General features: G+C 50.3%; 15 protein-coding genes, 1 tRNA gene and 1 pseudogene. 14 read left to right on the plus strand and 3 right to left on the minus strand.

The annotated features are described in order from the left end of the window. The first annotated feature begins 109 nt into the window (after positions 1–109). The 9 genes and pseudogenes from hutC to selB form a co-directional block, all read left to right on the plus strand. Positions 110–817, plus strand: coding sequence for a histidine utilization transcriptional repressor HutC (gene hutC, locus Q4Q50_RS11605; RefSeq protein WP_115335944.1), 708 nt, complete (start codon positions 110–112; stop codon positions 815–817). A 155-nt stretch (positions 818–972) separates the two neighbouring features. Next, entirely contained in the window at positions 973–2640 is a 1668-nt protein-coding gene (gene hutU / locus Q4Q50_RS11610) for a urocanate hydratase (RefSeq protein ID WP_311899416.1), read from the plus strand. A gap of 54 nt (positions 2641–2694) precedes the next feature. Continuing rightward, a complete protein-coding gene (hutH, locus tag Q4Q50_RS11615; protein ID WP_012586398.1) occupies positions 2695–4236 on the plus strand; it encodes a histidine ammonia-lyase in 1542 nt (513 codons plus the stop codon). A 681-nt stretch (positions 4237–4917) separates the two neighbouring features. After that, on the plus strand, positions 4918–7932 hold the full coding sequence (fdnG, locus tag Q4Q50_RS11620; protein ID WP_311899417.1) for a formate dehydrogenase-N subunit alpha: 3015 nt from the start codon (positions 4918–4920) through the stop codon (positions 7930–7932). Between the two features lie 2 nt (positions 7933–7934). Then, a complete protein-coding gene (gene fdxH, locus Q4Q50_RS11625) occupies positions 7935–8846 on the plus strand; it encodes a formate dehydrogenase subunit beta (protein ID WP_011982053.1) in 912 nt (303 codons plus the stop codon). Next, the gene (locus tag Q4Q50_RS11630) at positions 8843–9484 is read left to right on the plus strand and encodes a formate dehydrogenase subunit gamma (RefSeq protein WP_006084873.1); all 642 of its coding nucleotides are present in this window, start codon (positions 8843–8845) and stop codon (positions 9482–9484) included. The genes fdxH and Q4Q50_RS11630 overlap by 4 nt, the downstream gene beginning before the upstream one ends. After that, positions 9484–10389: a formate dehydrogenase accessory protein FdhE gene (gene fdhE / locus Q4Q50_RS11635; protein ID WP_071940557.1), complete on the plus strand. Its 906-nt coding sequence runs from the start codon at positions 9484–9486 to the stop codon at positions 10387–10389. Before Q4Q50_RS11630 ends, fdhE begins: the two co-directional genes overlap by 1 nt. A gap of 97 nt (positions 10390–10486) precedes the next feature. Continuing rightward, complete coding sequence (selA, locus tag Q4Q50_RS11640; protein ID WP_311899420.1) at positions 10487–11908, plus strand: L-seryl-tRNA(Sec) selenium transferase; 1422 nt, start codon at positions 10487–10489, stop codon at positions 11906–11908. A gap of 2 nt (positions 11909–11910) precedes the next feature. After that, positions 11911–13704, plus strand: a pseudogene (selB, locus tag Q4Q50_RS22380) (selenocysteine-specific translation elongation factor); the annotation flags it as partial. Positions 13705–13797: 93 nt separating this feature from the next. Here selB and Q4Q50_RS11650 read toward each other — a convergent pair. Then, a tRNA-Sec gene (locus tag Q4Q50_RS11650) sits at positions 13798–13892 on the minus strand. A 141-nt stretch (positions 13893–14033) separates the two neighbouring features. Here Q4Q50_RS11650 and fdhD point away from each other — a divergent pair. The 5 genes from fdhD (at position 14034) to Q4Q50_RS11675 (ending at position 17724) form a co-directional block, all read left to right on the plus strand. Next, positions 14034–14870, plus strand: a complete 837-nt coding sequence (gene fdhD / locus Q4Q50_RS11655) for a formate dehydrogenase accessory sulfurtransferase FdhD (protein WP_311899422.1) — start codon at positions 14034–14036, stop codon at positions 14868–14870. A 113-nt stretch (positions 14871–14983) separates the two neighbouring features. After that, positions 14984–16198, plus strand: a complete 1215-nt coding sequence (gene yedE, locus Q4Q50_RS11660) for a selenium metabolism membrane protein YedE/FdhT (RefSeq protein WP_006084881.1) — start codon at positions 14984–14986, stop codon at positions 16196–16198. Continuing rightward, positions 16198–16431 carry a sulfurtransferase-like selenium metabolism protein YedF gene (gene yedF, locus Q4Q50_RS11665; protein ID WP_006084883.1) on the plus strand — a complete coding sequence of 78 codons (234 nt, stop codon included), beginning with the start codon at positions 16198–16200 and terminating at the stop codon, positions 16429–16431. The genes yedE and yedF overlap by 1 nt, the downstream gene beginning before the upstream one ends. Before the next feature lie 10 nt (positions 16432–16441). After that, complete coding sequence (locus Q4Q50_RS11670) at positions 16442–17479, plus strand: YeeE/YedE family protein (RefSeq protein WP_107946197.1); 1038 nt, start codon at positions 16442–16444, stop codon at positions 17477–17479. Positions 17480–17499: 20 nt separating this feature from the next. Then, positions 17500–17724 (plus strand): sulfurtransferase TusA family protein, encoded by a 225-nt coding sequence (locus tag Q4Q50_RS11675; RefSeq protein WP_107946198.1) that lies wholly within the window; start codon positions 17500–17502, stop codon positions 17722–17724. 45 nt (positions 17725–17769) lie between these two features. Here Q4Q50_RS11675 and Q4Q50_RS11680 read toward each other — a convergent pair whose 3' ends face one another. Together Q4Q50_RS11680 and Q4Q50_RS11685 are read right to left on the minus strand one after the other, a co-directional pair. Next, positions 17770–19104: a M48 family metallopeptidase gene (locus Q4Q50_RS11680; protein WP_311899424.1), complete on the minus strand. Its 1335-nt coding sequence runs from the start codon at positions 19102–19104 to the stop codon at positions 17770–17772. Positions 19105–19311: 207 nt separating this feature from the next. After that, complete coding sequence (locus Q4Q50_RS11685) at positions 19312–19947, minus strand: hypothetical protein (protein WP_311899425.1); 636 nt, start codon at positions 19945–19947, stop codon at positions 19312–19314. Between the last annotated feature and the right edge of the window lie 82 nt (positions 19948–20029).

The following is a 20029-nucleotide window of genomic DNA, read 5'->3' on the forward strand; positions in this document are numbered from 1 at the left end:
AAAGTGGCATGACAGACCCGTGTCTTTGTCGCCTGCGTCAGTGCCACTTTAGCAAGCATGACTTTCGCAAGGGCACAGGAACAAGAAGCTGAATTTAAGAGGAAGTGTTTTGGCTATTCCTAAGTTTGCAGAAATTAAACAATACATTATCTCCTCTATCGAGTCGGGCGAGTGGGAAGAAAGCGCCCGCGTGCCTTCCGAGAATCAGCTGGCCGATTTGTTTACCTGCAGCCGAATGACGGCACGACGTGCGTTAACCGAGCTTACGGATAGCGGCGTCCTCGAACGCTCCCAAGGGCTTGGCACCTTTGTGGCTGGGCGAAAATCCCAGTCATCTATGTTGGCGATTCGCAATATTGCCGATGAGATTAAAGACCGCGGCCACGGCTATAGCGTACAGCAATGGGTGTTAGAACAAACCGTTGCCAGTACAACTATCGCAATTTCCCTTGGGCTTGAGCGCGGTGCAAAGGTATTCCATTCGATCTTAGTGCATTGCGAGCAGGGTTTACCGCTGCAAGTCGAGGAGCGTTACGTGAACCCCGAGTTGGTGCCCGACTATTTATTGCAGGATTTTACCTTGCAGACGCCCCACGAATATTTATCACAAGTGGCACCGTTGACCGAGGCGCATCACACGATTGAAGCGATTATCGCCAGCGCCGAATTACAGCAAAGGCTCGAAATCCCCGCCACTGAGCCCTGTTTACAGATTTTACGCCGCACTTGGTCACGCCAAGGCGTCGTGAGTTTCGCAAAATTAGTTCATCCAGGTAGCCGCTTTAAACTCGGCGGCCACTTAACCTTTAGCAAGTAACGCCAGTGGCATGATTAACAGATGTAAATCAGTCACTCCAATAGCTGTACCCTTATAAGTTAAAAGATAAAAACACAATAAAAACAATAGTGCTAACCCGTATTAGCGACTTAGCGAATACGAGTTAGCACCACAGGTTGAAAGAGGAAAATTCAATGGATAAGCGCCACGACCCAAGCCGCCGTATTATTGCACCGCATGGCACACAATTAAGCTGTAAGAGTTGGCTCACAGAAGCGCCAATGCGTATGTTAATGAACAACTTACATCCAGATGTCGCCGAGCGCCCAGAAGACTTAGTCGTCTATGGTGGTATTGGCCGCGCCGCCCGCGATTGGGATTGCTACGACAAAATCATCGAAGTCTTACAACGCCTCGAAGATGACGAAACCTTATTAGTGCAATCGGGCAAACCTGTGGGCGTATTTCGCACCCACGCCGATGCGCCGCGCGTGTTAATCGCTAACTCAAACCTAGTGCCACATTGGGCTAACTGGGAGCATTTCAACGAGTTAGATAAGCTAGGTTTGGCCATGTACGGCCAGATGACCGCAGGTTCGTGGATCTACATTGGTACTCAAGGCATAGTTCAAGGCACCTACGAGACTTTCGTTTCTGTAGCGAAACAGCACTTTGATGGTATCTCCAAAGGCAAATGGATCCTCACTGGCGGGCTAGGTGGCATGGGCGGCGCGCAAACGCTGGCGGGCACTATGGCGGGCTTCTCTGTGTTAGCCTGTGAAGTCGACGAGACCCGCATCGATTTCCGTTTGCGCACTCGTTATGTCGACAAAAAAGCCACTTCGCTCGATGAAGCATTGGCGATGATTGAAGCGGCAAACCAAGCTGGCAAGCCTGTATCTGTGGGCTTACTGGCGAACGCCGCCGATGTGTTTGCCGAACTGGTTAAGCGCGGCGTTACACCTGATGTCGTAACCGACCAAACCTCGGCCCACGATCCATTAAACGGTTATCTGCCGCAGGGTTGGACTATGGCAGAGGCCGCAGCTATGCGTAAAACCGACGAAGCTGCTGTGGTTAAGGCGGCAAAAGCCTCGATGGCGGTGCAAGTACAAGCCATGCTCGATTTGCAAACTGCCGGCGCAGCAACGCTCGATTACGGCAACAACATTCGCCAAATGGCGTTTGAAGTGGGCGTTGAAAACGCCTTTGATTTCCCAGGCTTTGTGCCTGCATACATTCGTCCGCTGTTCTGTGAAGGCATTGGCCCGTTCCGCTGGGTAGCACTGTCTGGCGATCCAGAAGATATCTATAAAACCGACGCTAAAGTGAAAGAGCTTATTCCTGATAATCCACACCTGCACAATTGGTTAGACATGGCGCGTGAGCGTATCGCCTTCCAAGGTCTGCCTGCGCGTATCTGCTGGGTCGGCTTGAAAGATCGCGCTCGTTTAGCGTTAGCTTTTAACGAAATGGTCAAAAATGGTGAGTTGTCGGCGCCCGTGGTAATTGGTCGTGACCACTTAGATTCTGGCTCTGTTGCCAGCCCGAACCGCGAAACCGAATCTATGCTGGATGGCTCAGATGCGGTATCCGATTGGCCATTATTGAATGCACTACTCAACACCGCCAGCGGCGCAACTTGGGTGTCATTACACCACGGCGGCGGCGTCGGCATGGGCTTTAGCCAACATTCGGGTGTGGTGATTGTGTGTGACGGTACCGATGCGGCGGCAAAACGGGTTGGCCGTGTGCTGTGGAATGACCCAGCGACAGGCGTGATGCGCCATGCCGATGCGGGCTACGAGATTGCGAAAAACTGCGCCAAAGAGCAGGGCCTCGATTTACCTATGCAAGAGTAGCCGATGCTAACTTCTTAAAATAACAATAATAACTAAAAGCTTGGAGCTAAAAATATGAAATCTGTGAATCACTTAGTGTTAACGCCGGGCAGCTTGAGCCTAGCGCAATTGCGCGAAATCAGCCGTCATAAGCTAACACTCGAACTCGCGCCAGAGGCCATTACCGACATCAACACCAGTGCGCAAATCGTGCAAAAAGTGCTGGATGAAGGCCGTACCGTTTACGGCATCAACACGGGTTTTGGCTTGTTGGCCAATACCAAGATAGCGCCCGAAGATCTGCAATTACTGCAACGCTCAATCGTGTTGTCGCACGCTGCTGGTACGGGCCAATACATGCAAGACGCCACAGTGCGCTTGATGATGGTGTTAAAAATCAATTCATTAAGCCGTGGCTTCTCGGGCATTCGTTTAGAAGTGATTAACTTCTTAATCAGTTTAGTGAACGCCGAAGTGTATCCCTGTGTGCCAGAAAAAGGTTCTGTGGGTGCCTCGGGTGACTTAGCGCCACTGGCGCACATGTGTTTGCCTATGCTGGGCGAAGGCGAGATGAGCTATCGAGGTGAGTTAATTTCCGCCGCCGAAGGTTTAGAAATCGCTGGCCTCAAGCCAATCGATTTAGCGGCTAAAGAAGGGCTCGCTTTGCTTAACGGCACACAAGCCTCGACTGCGCTAGCGCTGGAAGGGTTATTCCACGCCGAAGACTTGTTCGCAGCAAGTTCAGTGATCGGCGCCATGAGTGTTGAAGCGGCTATGGGTAGTCGTAGCCCGTTTGATCCACGCATCCATGCGGCCCGTGGTCAGAAAGGTCAAATCGATTCGGCCATGATTTTCCGTCATCTATTGGGCGAAGAGTCTGAGATCAGCGTGAGCCATGCAAACTGTGAAAAGGTGCAAGATCCTTACTCACTGCGCTGTCAGCCACAGGTACTCGGTGCTTGCTTGACCCAAATTCGCCATGCGGCCGATGTGTTAGGCACTGAAGCCAACGGCGTAACCGATAACCCACTGGTGTTCCAAGACACGGGCGATATCATTTCGGGCGGTAACTTCCACGCTGAACCTGTGGCTATGGCGGCGGATAATCTGGCGATTGCGATTGCCGAGCTGGGTTCTATTGCCGAGCGTCGTATCGCACTGTTAATTGATTCTAGCCTGTCGAAACTGCCGCCTTTCCTAGTGAAAAATGGCGGCGTGAACTCAGGCTTTATGATCGCTCAAGTAACAGCGGCGGCATTGGCGTCTGAGAACAAAACCTACGCCCATCCAGCGTCGGTAGACAGTTTACCGACATCTGCTAACCAAGAAGATCACGTCTCTATGGCGACCTTTGCGGCGCGCCGTTTGCGCGATATGAGCGAAAACACCCGTGGTGTACTGGCAATTGAATTGTTAGCGGCGGCGCAGGGTTTAGATTTCCGCGCACCTTTAGCGCCAAGTACTGCGGTGGCTAAGGCCAAAACTGAATTGCGTGAAGTCGTCGCCTATTACGATAAAGACAGGTACTTCGCACCAGATATCGAAGCCGCGACAGACCTGTTATACACAGCAAGCTTTAACGCTTACCTGCCAGCAGGAACGCTAGCGAGCTTTTAAGCGCTTTAGCTCTTAGTGTGTAACGACTAAGCCGATGTTGACTCGGTTGGGTTGGGTGCATTGGGGCGCTTTTGCTGAAATACTCAGGATTCACTCCCCAATTTGCTAAACATAACTGCTGAAATAAAACAAAACGAAGGCATAAGTGGATTGCTTATGCCTTTTTCTTGAGTGTTTTGCCTTTTTAGCTCGATCCTCATCTTTGCCCTTTTGGTGTGTTTAACACCGTAGACTCTGCACTTTTTGCGCTGATCTTTACATTGTCAAATTCAGTGGCTACTTACCCCTCAATAAACCGTCACTTTTGTGTTTTTATCCGCCATCGTTATACACATTTTAATATATAAAACTATTTTTAATAACCATATGGTTAGGTTGTGGGACAATATGGACCTGCATTGCTAGACAAATTGTCCTTTTAGTATTATTGGGCTTTAACTCTTTAAATAGGTGTTTTTTACATTATTTAAAGTTTTTAATTTCAATATTATTTATTTATTTAGATTTAAGTTTTGTGATTGGTTATTTGCGATCTCGATCTCATGTCATTATTTGTTATCTATTTCCTCTTTAAGGATAATCTTAAATTAAGTGTGGTCTTTAAGTGGGCCCACTCGATCGGTTGCAATCTTTACCACCGCAACCACTAGACTCATAACGACAAGAGTGTGAGAGGACGCAATGAACAGACGCCAGTTTTTTAGACTGTGTGCTGCCGGAGCTGCCACCTCAGCAATTTCTGCGTTGGGATTGATGTCCGAAAAGGCCTATGCGGCCGTTCGGGAATTCAAACTCATTAGCGCGAAAGAAACCCGCAATAACTGCTGCTATTGCTCAGTGGGTTGCGGATTGCTGATGTACAGCAAAGGAAGTAATGGCAAGAACGCCGAACAGAGTATTTTCCATATCGAAGGGGATGCAGACCATCCAGTTAACCGTGGGGCCTTGTGTCCTAAAGGCGCTGGTTTAGTGGATTATGTAAATAGTCCCAATCGTCTTAAATATCCAGAGTACCGTGCACCAGGCAGCAATGAATGGACACGTATCAGCTGGAGCGAAGCTTACCAACGCATCGCCCGCCTGATGAAAGATGATCGTGATGCTAACTTAATTGAAAAGAATTCTGCCGGGACGACGGTTAACCGTTGGCTTAGCACTGGGATGATGACCTCGTCGGCGATGCCGAACGAAGGCGGCTATATCACCCAGAAATTTGCACGGGCACTGGGCCTAGTTGCAATCGATACTATTGCGCGTAACTGACACTCTCCAACGGTAGCAAGTCTTGCTCCGACATTTGGACGTGGTGCCATGACCAACCACTGGATCGATATTAAAAATTCTAATTTGATCATTATCATGGGCGGTAATGCTGCAGAGGCTCACCCTGTCGGATTCGGCTGGGTTACAGAAGCGATGCAACATAACAACGCTAAACTTTTGGTGGTCGATCCTCGCTTCACCCGTAGCGCCGCTGTGGCCGATTATTATGCGCCGATCCGTTCGGGCACAGATATCGCCTTCCTGCTCGGGGTGATCCGCTATCTTATTGAAACCAAACAAGTGAACTACGACTATGTGAAGGCTTATACCAATGCCAGTTACATAGTGCGCGAAGACTTCTCTTTTAGTGAAGGTCTGTTCAGTGGTTTCGATGAAGAAACAGATAGCTACGATAAAGAGTCTTGGTACTACGAGTTAGACGAACAGGGTTACGCGAAAGTCGATCCTAGCTTCGAGCATCCACGTTGCGTGTGGAACTTAATGAAGCAACATGTAGATCGCTATGACTTTGAAACAGTAAGCAATATTACCGGTACGCCGATTGCGGACTATGAGATGGTTTGCCAGCAAATTGGCAGCACTCATACCCACGATAGGGCCGCCACTTTTATGTATGCCTTAGGTTGGACTCACCATACTAAAGGGGCGCAGAACATTCGCTCTATGGCTATGGTGCAGTTGCTGCTGGGTAACATTGGGGTGTTGGGCGGTGGCGTTAACGCACTGCGTGGTCACTCTAACGTGCAAGGCGCGACCGATATGGGTTTATTGTGCCAAAGCTTGCCTGGTTACTTGAAGTTACCGAGTGAAAAAGACACTGATCTTAAGACCTATCTCGATCGTTACACGCCTGTCGCCTTGCGTCCGGGTCAAACCAACTATTGGCAAAATTATCCTAAATTCTTTATTTCACAAATGAAGAGCTTCTGGGGCGATAACGCCACGGTTGAAAACGACTTTGGTTATGACTGGGTGCCTAAGTGGGATAAACAGTACGACTTTACTAAGCACTTAGACATGGCTTTCCACGGTGAAGTGAATGGCTACATTATCCAAGGTGTTAACGCCATTAACTCTATGCCGAACCGCAATAAGGTACTCAAAGCCTTGAGTAATCTTAAGTACATGGTGGTGCTGGATGCCTTGGCAACGGAAACCGCAACCTTCTGGCAAAACGCCGATGGCTTCAACGAGGTGAATCCCGCTGAAATCATGACTGAAGTGTTCCGCTTACCGACGACGTGTTTTGCTGAGGAAGAAGGTTCCATCGTCAACTCTGGACGTTGGATGCAGTGGCATTGGAAGGGTGCTAACCCGCCGGGTGAAGCCAAGCCAGATGCTGAGATCCTCTCCGGTGTCTTAATGGCCATGCGTGAACTGTACAAACAAGAGGGCGGTAAATTGCCTGAGCCAGTGCAAGCGATAAGTTGGGATTACCACAATCCTTACTCGCCGCATGCCGAAGAAGTTGCTCGCGAGCTTAACGGTAAGGATCTCGTCACTCAGCGTCAGCTCAGTAGCTTCTCTGAACTCAAAGCTGATGGTAGTACTGCTAGCGCCTGTTGGATTTATGCGGGTTCTTGGACCGAAGAAGGCAACCTGATGGTTCGCCGCGACAACCATGATCCTTCGGGTAAAGGTGTCACTCCGGGCTGGGCATTCGCATGGCCAGCAAACCGTCGTGTGCTGTATAACCGCGCTTCTTGCGATATCAACGGCAAACCTTGGGATCCTAAACGTACTATCGTCGAGTGGGTTGATGGTAAGTGGCATGGTATCGATGTGGGCGACTTCAATATGAAGTTAACACCACAGGAATCCGCAGGTCCCTTCATCATGCAGCCCGAAGGTGTGGGTCGATTCTTCGCCCTTAAGTTGTTGGCCGAAGGTCCGTTCCCTGAGCACTACGAGCCGATGGAGTCGCCTATTGGGGTGAACCCGTTACACAAGGTCACCAGTAACCCTGCGGTACGCATGTTACCGGGTGTGAAGGAAACCTTAGGTTCCCATAAAGACTTCCCTTATGTGGCAACCACTTACTGTGTAACTGAACACTTTAATTTTTGGTCTACTCATGCCCGTTTGGCAGCGATTTCTATGCCGGAAACCTTCGTCGAAATTGATGAAATGTTGGCAGCAGAAAAAGGTATCGCCAATGGGGATTGGGTCACTGTCAGCTCTAAACGTGGCAGCATTGAAACCAAAGCTTTAGTGACTAAACGTCTGCAACCGTTAAAGGTGAATGGTCAGTTAGTTCATACCGTCGGCTTACCCCGTCACGGCAGCCATAATGCGCTCACTCGTAAGAGTTACTCCTGTAACGTGCTCACCACGGAAGTGGGGGATGCAAATACACAGGTGCCTGAGTTCAAAGCATTTTTGGTTAACATCACTAAAGCAAAGGGGCTCTGATTATGGCATCACAAGACATTATCCGCCGCTCCGGTACTTCAGCGGTGACGCCTGCGGCAAAGGGGCGTAATTCGTCAGAAAAGGTCGCCAAGCTGTTCGACGCCACTAAGTGTAATGGCTGTAAAGCCTGCCAAGTGGCATGTTCTGAGTGGAATGATTTACGGGAAGAAGTGGGCACGTTCCAAGGCAGTTATCAAAACCCTATGTCGCTATCGGGCCAATGTTGGACCCTGATGGAGTTCCATGAGGTGATGGAAAGCAACAAGCTGCGTTGGCAATTTACCCACTCGGCCTGTATGCACTGTGCCGACCCTGCCTGCTTAACTGCCTGTTCGACCTCGGGTGCGATTATCCAGCACGCCAATGGTGTGGTGGACTTCGATTCGGACAAGTGTATCGGCTGCGGTTATTGCGCCAGTGCTTGTCCCTTCGATGTGCCCAAAATCGATCCTAAGGACAACAAGGCCTACAAGTGCACTATGTGCTCTGACCGTTTGGCCGTGGGATTGGAACCTTCCTGTGTTAAGTCCTGTACCACAGGGGCGCTGCGTTTTGGCACCCGTGAGGACATGTTGTTTTACTCGCAAAAACGGGTCGAAGAACTGAAGGAAAGGGGCTTTGCTAAGGCAGGACTTTATAACCCTGAGGGCGTAGGTGGTACGGGTATGATGATGATATTGCACGATATCAATCAGCCCGAAAGCTACAACATGCCGGATAACCCGCAGATCCCGCTGTCACTGACTCTGTGGCAAGACTGGGTCAAACCTTTAGGCACTATGGGCATTCTTGCCACTGCCGCTGTCGCTTGTCTGCATAAGATCACCGTCGGTCGCAACATAGTGGAAGAGGACCAGCCGGGTTATCAACCGCCAGAGGAAGAGGCTAAGCAGGAAGAGGAGGGCGACAAATGAGCAAGCATGATAAGCAAGAAATGATAGTGCGTCACAAGCTGTTCGATCGCATCTGTCATTGGTTCATTGTGGCGGTTGGTCTAGTGACCTTTCTCACTGGCTTTTCCTTCTTTTATCCGTCGTTTCAATGGTTGGGGGCGATAGCGGGCACACCGCAATTGGCGAAGTTCATTCATCCCATTGCGGGCTTGATGATGTGTCTACCGCTGATGTTGATGTTGGTGCGTTACTACAAACACAACAAATGGGAAAAACACGATCTCGCTTGGATGCTCGCTATTAAGGATGTGATGTTCGAGAACGAGGAGAAAATCCCGCCTATCGGCCATTACAACCCAGGGCAAAAGGTATTGTTTCGCGCCTTCGTGCTGACGTCTGTCACTTTAACCGTGACGGGGATCATCATGTGGCAACCGTATTTTGCGCCCTATTTCTCAGCCACAGTAGTGGGTTGGGCCATTCTGTTGCACGCCATTTGTGCGCTCATCATGTTGATTTTTGTGATGGTGCATTTCTGGATGGCGACGTGGGTGGAAGGGTCAGTCACGGGCATGCTTTACGGCAAGGTCTCTAAGGCTTGGTGCCGTAAGCATCATCCTGTGATGTTGGATGAACATTCGGACGTGGAGAAAAAATAATGAGTCATACAGCCGAGATACCTCTGGTCCCCGGCAGCGAATCGCCGCTGGAACTTAAACCGTTAAAAGCGGCAGATCCCCAAGCTGTGTATCACAGAAGGGCGCAGCGTTTGCTGTCATTGGCCAAGGACTCGCCGCTGGCTGACTACTTTGAGCTGTGCCGCCGCCTGGTCTCTATACAGGCCAAATTGGCGGAGGAGGCTGACTTCGGTCAGCTGCTCGCTTGGGGGAAAGATGAGGCGACTCCGCTTTCTCTGTTGGGCTCAGAGGCAGATAGCTATTGGCAGGGACTGCTACAGCAACTGCTAAGTGATTTGTTGCCGCAAGTGGATGAATCCATTGCTCGGGTAGTGCGTTTGCTGATGCAGCAATCTCCAGAACAGCTGAGTTCGTGGGGGCGTTCACTGCGCCAAGGACATGTCAGTGAAGTGCCGGCCCATTTTAGCTTATTCATCTGGGCGGCGATGAGCGTCTACTGGTCGCATTGGGCACCTATGGTCATAAAGCGGATGGATCAACGTAAGGTGGCGCAGCAGAGTATGTGTCCCGTTTGTGGATGTCATCCGGTGGCGAGTGTGATTGTCGATCAGCCCCGTGCTGGTTTGCGCTATCTGCATTGCAGTTTGTGTGAAAGCGAGTGGCATTACATTCGCGCCCATTGCACCAGTTGCGGTCAGGACAAAGAGATGACGATTTGGTCGCTAGATGATGCTCAGGCTCAAGTGCGGATCGAAAGCTGCGATGAATGTCATGGCTACACCAAGATGATGTTTGTTGAAATGTCACCGTCTATGGATGTGGCGGCTGACGATCTCGCGACCTTGATGTTAGACAGTGAGCTAAATGCCAAAGGCTTTGGGGCGACAACATTGAACCCACTGCTAATGGCCCACGAAACCACGTAAGCCAAATAGCTTAAGTCAATGCAGGAGGGAGTCGGGTTGCTGATCCCTTCCTGCTTTTTATCCAGCAGATGACAATAACTTAAACAAGATGACACAGATGATGACCCAAGCACCCGAAACGCCACAAGCCTTGTACCGCGCTTTGCCCTCAATGGACAGCTTACTGGCGGAGCCTAGCTTTGTCGTATTGCAGCAGTCTTACGGCAAAGTGGCAGTAAAGGAAGCGCTGGATAGCCAGTTAAAGGCTGCGCGAAGCTTAATCGGCAGTGAGCGCCGTTTGCCGACATGGTGTGGCGAGCTTGCGCAATTGCACGGATGTTTGGTTGATCAACTGTCTAAAGATTACAGCCACAGCTTAATACCTGTGTGGAATCTTACTGGCACCATACTGCATACCAACCTTGGCCGAGCGCAGCAGTCAGAAGCGGCGATTCGAGCCGTGACTTCTGTTATGCGCTACCCCACACCTCTGGAGTTTGAGCTTGCGGCAGGTGAACGTGGTCACAGGGATAATGCGATCAGCGCCTTGATCCAACGTTTAACCGGTGCCGAGGCTTGTTGTGTCGTGAATAACAATGCCGCTGCGGTTTTGTTGATGCTTTCTGCGGTGGCTGCGGGGAAAGAAGTCATAGTCTCCCGTGGTGAGCTGGTGGAAATTGGCGGCGCGTTTCGCATCCCTGACATTATGCGCCAAGCAGGCTGCACCTTAGTTGAGGTCGGCAGCACCAATCGGACACATCTTAAGGATTATGAGCAGGCGATTACTGAAAATACCGCTGCAATAATGAAGGTCCACACCAGTAATTATCATATTAGTGGTTTTACCGCTTCGGTGGATGAGGCCAGATTAGGCCAACTCTGCCGCGATCGTGGGGTTGCGCTGATCTCGGATCTTGGCAGTGGTTCACTCACTGACTTACGCCGTTTTGGCCTTAAACAAGAGCCGACGCCCCAAGCCATGTTGGCTGATGGGGTCGATCTGGTCAGCTTCTCCGGCGATAAACTCCTCGGCGGCCCGCAATCGGGTTTGATTGTCGGTAAGCAGGCGCTCATTAATAAGCTTCAAAGTCATCCGCTAAAGCGTGCATTGCGCTGTGACAAGTTGATTCTCGCGGCGCTCGAGGCAACGCTGATCCACTATCTCAACCCCGAAACCTTGGATCGGGAACTGCCGATTATGGCCAAATTTGCCCGTAGCCAAGCTGAGTTGCGCCAAATCGGTGAGCGTCTGCAGCGCGCCTTAGCGCCGCTGTTTGCCCCGAGCTATGGCATCGAATTAGTGGAGTGCCAAACTCAAGTCGGTAGCGGATCGCAGCCCGATACCTTTTTACCCTCAATCGCCCTGTGCTTTAACGCGCAAGAGGGTGGCAGTTTAACGCTGCTCGAGCAGCATTTTAAGCAGGCGCAGCGGCCTGTGATTGGTCGAATGGCCCAAGATCAACTTCGCCTCGACTTGCGGGGTATCGATGATGAGGCCGAATTATTGGCCGAACTTAGCACATTAGGTGTACAGCTATGATTATGGTCACTGCGGGCCATGTCGACCACGGCAAGAGCACGTTGATCCGTGCCTTAACGGGGATGAACACCGACAGGCTTCCCGAAGAAAAACGCCGTGGCATGACTATCGATCTCGGTTATGCCTTTATGCCACTGCGAGATGGCAGTCGCTTAGCCTTTATCGATGTGCCCGGCCACGAAAAATTTATCAATAACATGCTGGTGGGCGTGAGCCATGTGCGCCACGCACTGCTGGTGTTGGCCTGTGACGACGGCGTGATGCCACAAACCCGCGAGCACCTGCAAATCCTCGCGCTTTTACCGCTAAACAGTTTGACCTTAGTGCTGACCAAGCGGGATCTGGTCGATGACCAAACCGCCGCCAAGTTGACTCAAGAGGGGATGGCGCTGCTTGCCGAATACGGTATCGAGGCCAGTGGCGTGTTTGAAGTCTGCGCGAATGATGCAGGCGACGCGGGAGTAGACACTCTTAAACAACATATTTTAGATATTGCCGAGCTGCAATCGACCCAAGCGGAAGATGCCAGCAGCTTTAGGATGACGCTCGATCGCGCCTTTAGCGTTAAAGGTGCCGGTTGTGTGGTCACGGGCACTGTGATTAGCGGCAGTGTGTGTATCGGCGATAGCCTCTACAGCTCTGGGCAAAAAGCAAAATTACGGGTGCGCGGCATTCACTGCCAAGGGATGGAAGTTCATCGAGCACTAAGTGGCACTCGGGTCGCCTTAAATCTTACCGGTGTCGATAACCACAGGGCGCCCGCCCGTGGCGACTGGTTAAGCAACCTGCCTCAGGCTGAGCTGTGCGCCAGACCCGTAGTGCAAATTCGCAGTTTCGAACCCATCAGCCATTGGCAAAATGTTCATTGTCACCACGGCGCCGACCATACCTTGGGTCGAGTGTCACTACTCGATGAAGCCGATGAGCAGGGGTGCTATCTGGCCGAAATTGTGCTCGATAAGCCGCTGCTGCTGTGTCAGGACGACCCGATAGTGCTCAGGCATATTGGTGGCAAGCAAACCCTGGGTGCAGGGCGAGTGCTGGCATTAAAAGCCCCCAATCGTAAGAAGCGCACACCGGAGCGTGTCAGCAAGTTGCAACAGCTGGCCAAGCTCTCCAATCCGGTGAATGTGCTGGCGCTACTCGGCCAGAGTGAGGCGCTCAGTATTGATGAAATCCGTTGGCGCTGGCAGCTAACCGATGAAGGGCTCGCAGCCATGCTGGCGCAGGCGGGGCTGACTCGCCTCGGCGCCTATGGGCTATCGACCCAGCTACTTGAGCAAGAAAAACAGCAGTTTATCGAGCTGTTACGTGAATATCACCAACAGCATCCCGACCAATTAGGGCTGGGGCGTAATCGTCTACAACGTATGAGCCACAGCATATTACCCAACGAGCTTGCCAATAAGGTGCTCGATAGCCTCTGCCAAGATGGACAGATGGTGCTGCGCGGCGCTCTGCTGCAGTTGGCGGACCACAGAATTGTCCTCGATAGCGAGGCGCAGCAGTGCTGGCAACGCTTGGCTCCTTGGTTGGCGCAGCAAACGTCCCCTGTGTGGGTGACAGAGATGGGGGAATATCTCGAACTCGAGCCCGCCAAACTCAGATTGCTGTGCTTTCAACTGGTGCAACAGGGCTTTATTACCGCGGTGGTGAAGGACAGATATCTGCTGAGCGAGCAGTTGTGCCATTACGCCAATTTGGTGCGTGAGCATGTGGACACCCACGGCAAGCTCGAAACCGCAGAGTTTAAGGATCTGATTGGCCTTGGCCGTAAGGTCAGTATTCAGCTGTTGGAGTTTTTTGACCGCAGTGGTTTTACTCGTAGGAAGTATCGCAGTAACAGTCGGGAGATCCGGGATGGGGAACTGTTTTATTCCCATGAGAATTGGCGGAAGAACATAGGAGTCGAACCTACCCAGGACTGCTGGCAGCCCTACCCGGATTTGAAATCCGGACGCCTCACCGGAGACGACGTTCTTCCAATAGAAGACAACTCGATAGTAGAAAATGCGTAAAGATGATTCAAGGCGATTCGTATTTAGTTTATGGGTTTGTGATACAAGTCTTAAATTGTCATCAAACTAATTGTTTTTATTTGATTTTATAGTTTTAGAGGGGCGCTATGGAATATCATTCACATGAAGTGGTTACTGAAAGAAACGTGGTCCTGTTAGAGCATGGACACGCATCTGAGCTGACTGATTACTTAGCCAATGAGGTACGGGTTGCGCTGGTCTATAACGGCATCGCTCATACTGTTATGTTGGCGAGCCCCCAAGATTTAGAAGCCTTTGCCATAGGTTTTACGCTGTCAGAACGTATCGTTTCCCATATCAATGACATCAAAGGGGTAGAACTCGAATTCACCCATGAAGGCGTGTTGATCCAAGTCGAAATCAACCAGCGATGCTTTATGGAACTCAAACAACAAAGGCGCAATATGGCGGGGCGCACGGGTTGTGGACTGTGCGGTGTCGCCCAGCTCGAAGAGGCCGTCAAGCCTGTTATGCGGGTGGACTCAGATGCCAGATTCGACATCAGCCACTTACAGGTAGCACTTGGGCAAATTCAAGATAATCAACAACATTTTAAGCTGACGGGCGCGACGCATGCTGCCATGGGGCTTAACCATCAAGGACAGATCATCGCCGCCTATGAGGATATAGGCAGGCATATCGCACTCGACAAGTTAATTGGCGCCTTTTCCGCTCACAATGTGGAACGTCCAGTGGCCGTATTGCTCACCAGCCGCGCGAGTTTTGAAATGGTGCAAAAGGCCGCCAGTGCCAATATCCAAATTCTGTTTGCTATGTCCGCCGTGACTTCACTGGCGTTGGAATTAGCAGAGAAAAGCAATATCACGCTTATCGGTTTTTGCCGCAATGGCAGGGCAACGCTTTACACCCACGGTTATCGACTGTTGGGACAGCACTGCGCTAGCTTAGCCAAAGCCATTTAAGCGTGAGGCCACTTAAGATTGGCGTTGTATATAACGATCTCAATCGCTGTGGCATAAAGGTTATAAGCGCATTGTGCTTATTTTTTTATAGTCTCGTTCATTAGGGTAATGACATGACATGGCAACAATTTAAACAAGAATACTTAGTTCGTTTTTGGGCTCCTATGCCAGCTGTGATCGCTGCGGGTATCCTTTCTACTTACTATTTTGGTCTGACTGGAACCTTCTGGGCTGTTACTGGGGAATTCACTCGTTGGGGCGGGCACTTGATGCAGCTTTTTGGCGCAGAGCCTGAAACCTGGGGATATTTCAAAGTGATAGGTCTGCAGGGGTCTCCTTTAGATCGTATCGACGGCATGATGATTATCGGTATGTTTGGTGGTTGTATTGCTGCTGCGCTCTGGGCCAATAACGTCAAACTACGTATGCCACAGAGCCGTATCCGTATTGCTCAGGCGCTGATCGGCGGCATTATTGCTGGCTTTGGTGCCCGCTTGGCTATGGGCTGTAACTTAGCGGCCTTCTTCACGGGTATTCCGCAGTTCTCTTTGCATGCTTGGTTCTTTGCTCTGGCGACCGCTGCGGGCTCTTACTTTGGCGCAAGGTTTACCTTACTGCCTATGTTCCGTATTCCGGTAAAGCTGAAGAAGGTGAATAAAGCGACTTCGATTAAGCAGGATGAAAATCAGGCTCGACGTCGTTTCCGTATCGGTATGTTAGTGTTTGTCGGTATCGTCGGTTGGGGTTTATTGACTATGTTCAATGCGCCTAAACTCGGCATAGCTATGCTTTGCGGAGTCGGATTTGGTCTGTTAATTGAACGGGCACAAATCTGCTTTACCTCAGCGTTCCGCGATATGTGGATTACTGGTCGTACTCATATGGCGAAGGCCATTATCTTAGGTATGGCGGTCAGTGCGATAGGCATATACAGCTATGTGCAACTGGGGGTACCACCTAAAATTATGTGGGCGGGTCCTAATGCGGTGATCGGCGGCTTGCTGTTTGGTTTTGGTATTGTGCTGGCTGGTGGTTGTGAAACGGGCTGGATGTACCGTGCAGTTGAAGGCCAAGTGCATTTCTGGTGGGTCGGTTTAGGCAATGTGTTAGGTTCGACTTTACTGGCGTATTACTGGGATGACCTAGCTCAACCTTTAGCGACCAACTGGGACAAAGTGAATTTATTGACCAGCTTTGGTGATCGAGGCGGCTTATTGCTGACCTATGTGCTGCTGGGACTTTCCTTTGGCGCTATGTTGCTATGGGAAAAACGTTTCTTTGCTCGCAAGGCGAAGCGTGATGAACAATTGCTAGCGGAGGCGGCGTAATGAATCAATATGTTCCAGATTATCAACTCGATATGGTCGGTGAACCTTGCCCTTATCCTGCAGTGGCCACCCTTGAAGCTATGCCTAAGTTAAAGCCCGGTGAAATCCTCGAGGTGATCAGTGACTGTCCGCAGTCCATCAACAATATTCCCCTCGACGCTAAAAATCATGGTTATAAAGTGTTAGAAATTGAGCAGAATGGACCAACGATTCGTTATCTGATCCAGCGTTGAGGATAGGACTATGTTGACTATTCTCAGTGGCTTAGGTATTGGCTTAGCCATGGGGTTTGTGATGCAAAGGGGGAGATTTTGTATGGCGGGCGGGATCCGCGATACCTATCTGCAACGGGACTTTACCATGGTGATCGCTATTTTGATTGCCATCAGCATCCAAAGTCTAGGGCTGTTCCTGTTTTACGAATGGGGTTGGGTTAAATTGCCAGAAGGGCATTTCCCTTGGTTGGCAACCTTAGTCGGTGGTGTATTGTTTGGTGTGGGTATGGCAGCAGCGGGAAGCTGCTCCACTGGTGCCTATTACCGCGCTGCCGAAGGGTTAGCTGCTAGTGTGATGGCCGTTCTCGGTTTTATTGCTGCCAGTAAATTAGTGCGTCTTGATGAGGTGAAAGGTCTACTTAAACCTTTTAAACAGCATCAACTCGAGGACCAAACGCTCTATCAAACTCTGGGCGTTTCCCCTTGGGTGATCGTGCTTGTCCTCGTATTACTCACATTGTGGTTGGCATTGGGTTATCTCAAACGCCGCAAACGTCCGGTTGCACTGATGGCACCCCGTAAAACGGGTTTAGCTCATTGGTTGTTTGAAGCGCGCTGGCATCCCTTTGTAAGTGCTTTGCTGATTGGTTTACTGGCGCTACTTGCATGGCCTGCAAGTCTTGAAAGTGGTCGTGTAGGCAGTGTTGGGATCAGTGGCCCGAGTGCGCAGTTATGGGATCTTGTCACCACAGGTAACACTAAGTTCTTTAGTTGGCCTGGATATTTTCTCTTGGGATTATTTGTAGGCGCTTTTATCGCTGCTCGGGGCAGTGCTGAGCAGCGCTGGCGCTACCCAGGTCATAAAGTGGTGTTATTTGGGTTTATTGGTGGCCTGTTGATGGGTGTGGGGAGCGGGCTTGCCGGAGGTTGCATGCTTGGTAATGCGCTCGTTGGCACGGCTTATTTGTCGTGGCAAGGCTGGCTATTTATCCCTGCTATTTTATTTGGCAGTTGGTGCTTTAACTATTTTGCGCTACTGAGGCCAATGCGTCTTGCGCAGATTTAACGTTTATAAAGGAGCTGTATATGGAACAGTATCTCGACACAACGGGTAAACTATGCCCTTTTCCTTTAATTGAGTTACAACGCTTAATTGCGAGTCTTGAGACTGGCGATAAAGTGGTACTGGATTACGATTGTGGCCAAGCAACTGAGAATATTCCCCGCTGGGCGGCTGAAGCCGGGCATGAGGTGACCCACTTTGCCCAGAAGGGCGATGCTGCTTGGACTATGACGATTCAAAAGGGCTAACTCGTCCTCAACTAAAAAGCGCTGCATTTGCAGCGCTTTTTGATCTTAGCCTTGGCAATCTATTGGCAGATATTCGTCGGGAATGTCGCTACTGCTGCATACCCAAGTGATATTGCTTTGCTCATCAACTTGTGGCGATAGATAGACTTCGTAGCCTTGATAATCACCGAGGGCTTCGCCTCCGACAAAGCCGACTATGCCATCTGTGTACAGATTAAATGTCGCAATCTGCTCGTCCGTCAGCTTTAGGGCATCTAATTCAGTTGGCCATGCTTGGTTGGTTTGATAATAGCCAACTAAGATGTCGGTGATCGGCGTTAATGCTTGGTGCTGCTGATCGATACTGGCAATGGCGAGTGTTGCGTCAGGCACAGTCATGGCTGCTGGTGTCGCTTCGGTTGCAGCCGGGGCTTCATAGCTGCTGGCTGCACTCATCTTTTCTTGATATTGCTTGTACGCTGGCAACGCAACTGCGGCGGCAACACCAATAATCGCAGCAAAAATAATGAGTCCACCGCCAGCTGTGCCCATGCGTGGCATAAAGAGGCTAAATACAAATGCCCACGCACTGCGTGATGGCGGCGTGTATTCCGTTCCCTGCGCTTTGGCGTCGACTCTTGCCATTCGTTTAGTCAGCCAAGGATAGCTGCCGTTAAGCTCGTGCAGTGACATCCAAAAACCACTCGATTCGCGAGCTTGGCGGATATATTGATCCACATTCATACGTTTCCATTGCTCTACGCCAGCGGCTAATACGGCGACGGCATTGGTGGCAGAACGTAAGCTGTTGCAGCAACGTAACCCGTGGAGATCGCAGGTATATTCGCAGGCGCGAGAATAAGCCGCACCCACTAAAGGTAACCAAGTGGCGAAGACCAAAAAGGGTGCCTTGCCAATATGATTGCGGCGAATATGGCCTAATTCGTGGCCGATATAGAAGTTAAGTGCATCTTTATCGGACTCAAGCGCATCCACAATCGATGAAAACAACACGATATAGTTACGGCCGAGGAAGCGGGTTGCCAGCGCGTTGAGCATGCCATCGGCGGCCAACAAGTAAGCTCGTGGTGGCTCTTTCATTTCTAAACGATCGCAGCATGCTAAATATTGTTTATGTAATTCAGGGAATTGCTCAGCATTGATTTCGACAGCCGTCCCTTTTAGGTAGCTAATAAAAGCGGAGTGGCTGAAAAGATAAATAATGAAAAACATCAACACATAGAGCAGGGCCATGCCCAAAGTGCCTATGATCAATGCTGCCCAGACGATCCCTGAGATAATCGCTAACAGAGTGAACAGCGATTTTTCCTTCGAATAGACAATATCTGTCATTTGGATGGGATTATCTTTCCCTGCGGTAGGGGTAATAACTTGTTCCATGTTGATCCTTTTCCTAGTGAAGTGACAAGCGGCGTGAAAATAGTCAATTTCGCTCGAAAATTCAACCACTATCACGCGTAATACCAAAATTAACCGTTTTGTGATTCGGTTAAATCAGCATTAAGCGCAACTGGCGTAGGAAGCTTGTGTCAGGATCTTGCGGCTTTTAGCCTGTTGGCAAATCCCGATGGCTGTTTTCAAAGGCGGTTAAGGTGCCTTTATCGCCGTGCCCGCTTTAATGGCTGCTTGAGCGAGGCTGACAATTTGCTTCTCTGCGGTATTGGAAAGGCTTTCATGAACTTTGCTTAGCTCATCCATTTGTTGACTAAGCATATCCATTGATGTGCTCAGGTTGTCGATCTCCATCTGTATCTGAGGATCTTCTCTATCGGCCGCAATATTGAGTAGAAGTTGCTGAGTTTGGCTGTTGATCGCGTCGCCTTTTTGCTGCATTTGTTCGCCTAACACTTTCATTTTCTCACCCTGTTGCTGCATGGGCATGATGGCGGTTTTTATTTGCGCCACTATGGCGGGATCTGTGATGACATAAGGCGTGCCTGCTTTTTTCACCCATAGGTAATCGGTATGATAAGGATTACCTTGGCGTTCAAGTTGCTCCCAATCGTCACTGTGGCCAGCACCGATAGTCATCTCGCCATCCTGTTTAACATAAATCCATGAAAAATCTGGCTGACTTTGGCTGAGCACTGATTGGCTGAAGACTGATATACCTCCATCGGCACTGTTGCTCGTTGCTTGGCCCTTTGTTTGAGTCGCCCAAATGGCGGTTGGGATCAGAGCGAGAATAAACAGACCGCCCATAAGTTGAGTGCGCGTATTCATAGTGTTTCCTTGTATGGCTGTGTGGATCGGCGGGTTATGCCAGAGTTGCATTAACCTGCCACAGCAGAATCTGTGCCATAAA

The sequence above is a fragment of the Shewanella scandinavica genome, from assembly GCF_031932065.1.
Taxonomy (GTDB): domain Bacteria; phylum Pseudomonadota; class Gammaproteobacteria; order Enterobacterales; family Shewanellaceae; genus Shewanella; species Shewanella baltica.

Bases quoted from the DNA above. Each gene is read 5' to 3' on its own strand.
- yedE (WP_006084881.1), top strand. From the start codon at position 14,984: ATGACATGGCAACAATTTAAACAAGAATACTTAGTTCGTTTTTGGGCT.
- hutU (WP_311899416.1), top strand. From the start codon at position 973: ATGGATAAGCGCCACGACCCAAGCCGCCGTATTATTGCACCGCATGGC.
- yedF (WP_006084883.1), top strand. From the start codon at position 16,198: ATGAATCAATATGTTCCAGATTATCAACTCGATATGGTCGGTGAACCT.
- Q4Q50_RS11670 (WP_107946197.1), top strand. From the start codon at position 16,442: ATGTTGACTATTCTCAGTGGCTTAGGTATTGGCTTAGCCATGGGGTTT.
- fdhE (WP_071940557.1), top strand. From the start codon at position 9,484: ATGAGTCATACAGCCGAGATACCTCTGGTCCCCGGCAGCGAATCGCCG.
- Q4Q50_RS11680 (WP_311899424.1), bottom strand. From the start codon at position 19,104: ATGGAACAAGTTATTACCCCTACCGCAGGGAAAGATAATCCCATCCAA.
- Q4Q50_RS11685 (WP_311899425.1), bottom strand. From the start codon at position 19,947: ATGAATACGCGCACTCAACTTATGGGCGGTCTGTTTATTCTCGCTCTG.
- fdxH (WP_011982053.1), top strand. From the start codon at position 7,935: ATGGCATCACAAGACATTATCCGCCGCTCCGGTACTTCAGCGGTGACG.
- fdhD (WP_311899422.1), top strand. From the start codon at position 14,034: ATGGAATATCATTCACATGAAGTGGTTACTGAAAGAAACGTGGTCCTG.
- Q4Q50_RS11675 (WP_107946198.1), top strand. From the start codon at position 17,500: ATGGAACAGTATCTCGACACAACGGGTAAACTATGCCCTTTTCCTTTA.
- hutH (WP_012586398.1), top strand. From the start codon at position 2,695: ATGAAATCTGTGAATCACTTAGTGTTAACGCCGGGCAGCTTGAGCCTA.
- selA (WP_311899420.1), top strand. From the start codon at position 10,487: ATGATGACCCAAGCACCCGAAACGCCACAAGCCTTGTACCGCGCTTTG.
- Q4Q50_RS11630 (WP_006084873.1), top strand. From the start codon at position 8,843: ATGAGCAAGCATGATAAGCAAGAAATGATAGTGCGTCACAAGCTGTTC.